We start from the raw sequence: 2579 nt of genomic DNA, 5'->3' as shown, positions 1-2579 counted from the left end.
GCTAATCGACCTGGGATTTCACAATGTTTTAATTCTTTGTAAAAAGAATGGTGGTCGATACTGGGCTCGAACCAGTGACCCCCTCCTTGTAAGGGAGGTGCTCTCCCAGCTGAGCTAATCGACCTCGCTGTGTGGGGCCGTATTATAGGGGGGAACGATCTACTGTCAACGCTTTTTTAGATAAAAGATGGTGTACGGTTCAATTTCGCACGTATTGACGCATAGTTAATCAGGTACTGCACGATATTTTGCATTAAGCGATTAAATTATTACCTAAAAGGTTTGAAGCTGAAGTCTATTTAGCGGCTAAATAAAGAATGGAGTTAGCTTATCGATGAGCTTTTCACTATCTGTCAGGCAATAGGTGTCTCGTTAAGTTTATGTTCTTTACAAAAACAATGGTTTTTATTGCAATAAATGAAAACCAAAATTTATCTGGACTGTGAAAAACTGACTAAATGTTGAAGTATTAGCTTGAGCGTTATGCATCAATCTAGCTGATAGACGGTCGCTATCTAGGCTAACTCATTAGTGTCTCGTTTATTGCTGAAAATACTCATTAACGATAGCAACCCTAATCATAATGGCCATGAAAGTGAGCTAACAGTTATCGGGAAACAATCAATCGCCCCATATTTAGGCTTGGAGTTTGGCAACGTTGCCGCTTATGGCTAAGTAAGACAAAGGGGCTATGATGCAAATATCATTTTGACCACAAAATTTGCCATATAGTAGCAGGGCTATTTTACCTGAGGGCTTTGGCTGTTAGAATGTGCGCCACATTCATTGGTACAGTCTATTATTTAGACTTTCTATATAGGTCAGTGTCCCATTATGACAATTAAGACGCGTTTTGCACCAAGCCCTACTGGTTTTCTTCACGTTGGTGGTGCTCGAACAGCACTTTATTCATGGTTATATGCACGTGCAAACCAAGGCGAATTTGTATTACGAGTAGAAGATACAGATATTGAACGTTCAACGCCCGAGGCATGTGCTGCAATTTTGGAAGGTATGGAGTGGTTAGGCCTGACATGGGATGAAGGTCCTTACTACCAAACTAAGCGTTTTGATCGTTATAACGAAATCATTGCTCAAATGTTAGAGCAGGGCAGTGCTTATAAATGTTACTGCAGCCGCGAACGTATTGAGCAGATGCGTGAAGAGCAAGCTGCTAAAGGCGAACAGCAAAAGTATGATGGCTGCTGTCGTGATAAAGCGCCTCGTGATACAGATGAACCTTTTGTCATCCGGTTTAAAAACCCAACAGAAGGCAGTGTAGTATTTGATGACCATGTACGTGGCCGTATTGAAATATCAAATGATATGCTAGATGATTTGATTATTGCCCGTACCGAAGGCACGCCGACTTATAACTTCTGTGTTGTTGTTGATGACTGGGATATGGGTATAACTTGTGTTGTACGTGGTGAAGACCATATCAATAACACTCCACGTCAAATCAATATCCTGAAAGCGCTTGGTGCTCCTATTCCTGAATATGCCCATGTTGCGATGATTCTTGGTGACGATGGCGCTAAATTGTCAAAGCGTCATGGCGCTGTTGGCGTGATGCAGTATCGCGATGATGGTTACTTACCTGAAGCCTTGCTTAACTACTTAGTTCGCTTAGGTTGGTCTCATGGTGATCAAGAAGTTTTCTCTATTGATGAAATGAAGCAGTTATTTAAGCTTGATGATATTAACAAAGCTGCCTCAGCTTTTAATACTGAGAAATTAATTTGGCTGAACCAACATTATATTAAAGAGATGGATCCAGAATATGTCGCTTCTCATTTAGAGTGGCACATGAATGATCAGAATATCGATATGAGTAATGGACCACAGCTGTCAGCTGTCGTTAGTGCACTATCTGAGCGAGCAAAAACCTTGAAAGAGTTGGCCGCATCTAGCCGCTATTTCTATGAAGACTTTGCAGACTTTGACGAAACCGCTGCCAAGAAACACCTTAGAGGTGTTGCAATGGAGCCACTTAAACTGATCCAGACTAAATTGTCAGAACTTGAAGAGTGGACCGTAGAGTCAATTCACCAAGCGATTGAAGATACTGCCAGTGAATTAGAAGTCGGTATGGGTAAAGTTGGCATGCCTTTGCGTGTTGCTGTAACTGGGGCAGGGATGTCACCTGCTGTCGATTTAACCTTATTCTTGGTTGGGAAGGCTCGTTGTGAGCAAAGAATCTCCAAAGCGATTGAATTTGTAGCAAATAGAATAAATTCCTAAAAAACGAGTTGACACTTTTGGGTGCGCTGCATAGAATGCGCCTCGCAGTTGAGACACTGATGGCAAATGCTTAAAGTGCACTCGAAAGTGATTTAGTTAGTGCGGGGCCTTAGCTCAGCTGGGAGAGCGCAACACTGGCAGTGTTGAGGTCAGCGGTTCGATCCCGCTAGGCTCCACCATCTAACTAAATGAAAGCGTTAAGTTTTAGCCTACAGAACTTAATGAGTATTCACTCTTTGCAGAGTCTAATGCAGTCCGGGTCCCCTTCGTATTAAAGAAGAGAGCGCCTAGGACACCGCGCTATTTTGTTTAAAGTAGCACGGCGGTTTCACTTT

The 2579-nt window shown here is 42.5% G+C and carries 2 protein-coding genes and 2 tRNA genes; 3 read left to right on the top strand and 1 reads right to left on the bottom strand.

What is annotated here, in order from left to right:
• Positions 1 to 48 precede the first annotated feature (48 nt).
• A tRNA-Val gene (locus AB4238_RS19555) sits at positions 49 to 124 on the bottom strand.
• 407 nt (positions 125 to 531) lie between these two features.
• On the opposite strand from AB4238_RS19555, the gene AB4238_RS19550 reads away from it, so the two are divergent.
• The 3 genes from AB4238_RS19550 to AB4238_RS19540 all read left to right on the top strand — a co-directional run bounded on the left by AB4238_RS19550 (position 532) and on the right by AB4238_RS19540 (position 2423).
• Entirely contained in the window at positions 532 to 675 is a 144-nt protein-coding gene (locus AB4238_RS19550) for a hypothetical protein (RefSeq protein ID WP_372034972.1), read from the top strand.
• 159 nt (positions 676 to 834) lie between these two features.
• Positions 835 to 2244 (top strand): glutamate--tRNA ligase, encoded by a 1410-nt coding sequence (gene gltX, locus AB4238_RS19545; protein WP_372034970.1) that lies wholly within the window; start codon positions 835 to 837, stop codon positions 2242 to 2244.
• A gap of 103 nt (positions 2245 to 2347) precedes the next feature.
• Positions 2348 to 2423, top strand: a tRNA-Ala gene (locus AB4238_RS19540).
• Positions 2424 to 2579 lie beyond the last annotated feature (156 nt).

The sequence above is a fragment of the Shewanella sp. 10N.286.45.A1 genome (assembly GCF_041470405.1).
Classification (GTDB): domain Bacteria; phylum Pseudomonadota; class Gammaproteobacteria; order Enterobacterales; family Shewanellaceae; genus Shewanella.
This window is presented reverse-complemented; position numbering and strand designations above follow the sequence as displayed.